The organism is Dyella sp. (genome assembly GCF_035277725.1).
GTDB lineage: Bacteria > Pseudomonadota > Gammaproteobacteria > Xanthomonadales > Rhodanobacteraceae > Dyella_B.
Genome location: NZ_DATEJY010000009.1, coordinates 1 through 2,997, shown reverse-complemented (window position 1 = coordinate 2,997; position 2,997 = coordinate 1). Strand labels below are relative to the sequence as shown.

Below are 2,997 nucleotides of genomic sequence, written 5' to 3'. Positions count from 1 at the left end.
CTGGACGCGGAGGGCAACTGGGCGGACAACGAAGGGCAGCCGGCATCCAATCCGCGGCCATCGGAGCTGGGGCTTGAGCCGCGGCACCTGGCCTATGTGATCTACACCTCCGGCTCAACCGGTACGCCCAAGGGCGTGATGGTCGAGCATCGACAGGTGGAACGCCTGCTCAAGGCCACCGCTGCGCAGTTCGGATTCACTGCACGCGATGTGTGGACGCTATTTCATTCCTATGCATTCGATTTTTCCGTATGGGAGTTGTGGGGCGCGCTGGCTTATGGCGGTCGGCTCGTGATGGTGCCGTCCTGGACTGCCCGGTCGCCGAAGGACTTCTACCAACTGCTGTGCGTCGAAAAAGTGACGGTGCTGAACCAGACTCCCACCGCTTTTGGTCAGTTGATGCAGGAAGACGCGCGGCAACGCAAGCCGTTGTCGCTGAGGATGGTGATCTTTGGCGGCGAGGCACTCAACCTGGGCGAGTTGCGAGACTGGGTCGAGCGACATGGCGACGAGGCACCGGCCTTGATCAATATGTATGGCATTACCGAAACTACCGTGCACGTTACCTACCGTCGCCTGCGGCGTAGCGACGTAGTCGCAGGCAAGGGCAGTATGATCGGCCAGCCGCTGGGTGATCTGGCAATCCATCTTCTGGATGCGCAGGGCAACCAGGTGCCGCAGGGCGTGGCCGGTGAAATGTACATAGGTGGCGCTGGCGTGGCACGCGGCTATCTGAAGCGACCCGAGCTCACAGCTCAGCGCTTCGTCGAACACCCGCACGTTCCTGGACATCGCCTGTACCGCAGCGGTGACATGGCACGTTGCCTTTCGACCGGGGAGTTCGAATACCTGGGCCGCATTGACGATCAGGTGAAAGTCCGCGGGTTCCGCATCGAGCTTGGTGAAATAGAGCAGAAACTTTCTGCACTGCCTGACGTGGCGGCCTCGGTGGTCGTGGTACGCGAGGATCTCCCCGGTCATAAACAGCTGGTGGCGTATGTGGTGCCGGTCGCCGGCGAGATGGCGGGCAAGGCGCTGAATGACCGATGCCGAAGTGCATTGTTGTCAACGCTGCCCGACTATATGGTCCCCGCCGCCTTCGTCACGCTGCAGGCGCTGCCACTTACGCCGAACGGTAAGGTCGATCGCAAGCGATTGCCGGCGCCAACTAGTGGGGAGAGGAGCGCGCCTTACGCACCGCCGCGCACCGCCGCCGAAGAGGCGCTGTGTCAGACTTGGCATGAAGTGCTTCAGTGCGAAAACGTCGGTGTCCACGATAACTATTTCAGCCTTGGCGGCGACTCGATCCTGTCGATCCGCGTAGTCTCGCTGCTCAAGGAGCGTGGCTGGTTCCTTGGCATCAAGGATCTGTTCCAGCATCAGACGGTGGAACGTGTGGCGCTGCATTTGAAGCGCCAGGGCGATGATGGGCAGGCGATTGTGTGGGAGGCTTTTGCCCAGTTGAGCGAGCATGAACGAAAACGTTACGACTCGCGCTACGAAGACGCATATCCCATGTCCACATTGCAGGCCGGGATGGTTTTCCATACCCAGCTGGAACAATTCGGTGGCGTCTATCACGATATCATTGCCGATCACGTAAGGTGTCCTTGGGACCGGCCATGCTTCGAGCAGGCCCTGGCGTCGTGCATCGCCGAACATCCGATCCTCCGCACCGGCTTCTCACTGGATGGCGAACGGGCGTTGCAGCACGTGCATGCACGCGTCGAACTGCCGCTGGAAGTGAGTGACCTGCGCAAGCAAACGACGTCGGAGCAGGAAGCCTGCATTGCGCAATGGATGGAGGACCGCAAGCGTCACGTGTTCGACTGGCATGCAGGGCCGCTGGTGCATTTCCACGTTTTCCTGCGTACGCCGGAAAGCTTTGAATTCGCCATGACGTTCCACCACGCGGTCCTCGATGGATGGAGCCGGGCAACACTCGTCACCGCGCTCTACAACCGCTATCTGCAGTGTCTCGAAGGACACGCGCCTGAGCCGGTACAAGTTGACCGTACCTTCAGCCACTACATCGCGCTTGAACAGAACACGCTGGCCAATCCGTTGGCCAAGCAGTACTTCGTCGACTTGCTGCAAGATACTTCCGCAACGCAGCTTCCGCGAAGGGGAGAAAGCGGTGGCGTCCGCTCGCAGCGCCGACAGACGGTACATGCCTTCAGGGCATTGTCGAAGCCCTTGGTCGAACTGGCGAAGGAGCTGGGCGTACCGGTACAGGCTGTCCTGCTCGCCGCCCACTTCAAGGTGCTGTCGACCCTGAGCGGGACGGCGAAAGTGGCAAGCTGCGTCACGCAAAACGGCCGGCCGGAAACGGCCGGTGGCGAACGTAGCCTCGGTCTGTATCTCAATTCGCTACCCCTGGCCGTCACCCTGGCCGACGACAGCTGGCGTGACCTGATCATTGCCATCGCTGGCATGCATGCGCAAAGCATGGCGCATCGCAGTTATCCGTTGTCGAGGATCCAGCACGATCTCGGCCGTAGTTTCTCCGAGATACTGTTCAATTACACCCACTTCCATGTCTTCCGCGAAATGGCCGCACATCAGGGCGCGACATTGCAAGTACTGGGATCGCGCGGCTACGAACAGACCAACTTCGACCTGCTCGTAGATATCGCCAGGGTGGCTGGCGGCGACGACCTGAACATGGATCTGGTCTATGACACGCAGATCTTCGATCCGCAAGTCATGCAGCAATGGCAGCGGTATTTCCTCGCGGCGTGCGCGCGCATGCTCAGCGAGCTGGACAGCTCTCATCAGCGGGCATCATTGCTTGATGCGGACGAGTTTCATCAAGTGACGAGGGCATGCAATGCAACCGCCGCGCTCTATCCCTTGGAGCGCACGATTCACGAGTTGTTCGAGGCGCAGGTGGAGCGCACGCCCGAAGCGGTGGCGCTGGTGTTCGAAGGCCGGACATTGAGCTATGGCGAATTGAACGGACGCGCCAACCGCCTGGCGCATGCGTTGATCGGGATG

Annotated in this window: 1 protein-coding gene; it reads left to right on the top strand. The window is 60.5% G+C overall.

Going from position 1 to position 2,997, the window contains the following annotated elements; all coding sequences use genetic code 11:
• The coding region (locus tag VJR68_RS00575) for an amino acid adenylation domain-containing protein (RefSeq protein ID WP_324145600.1) at positions 1 to 2,997 on the top strand (2,997 nt) is incomplete at both ends.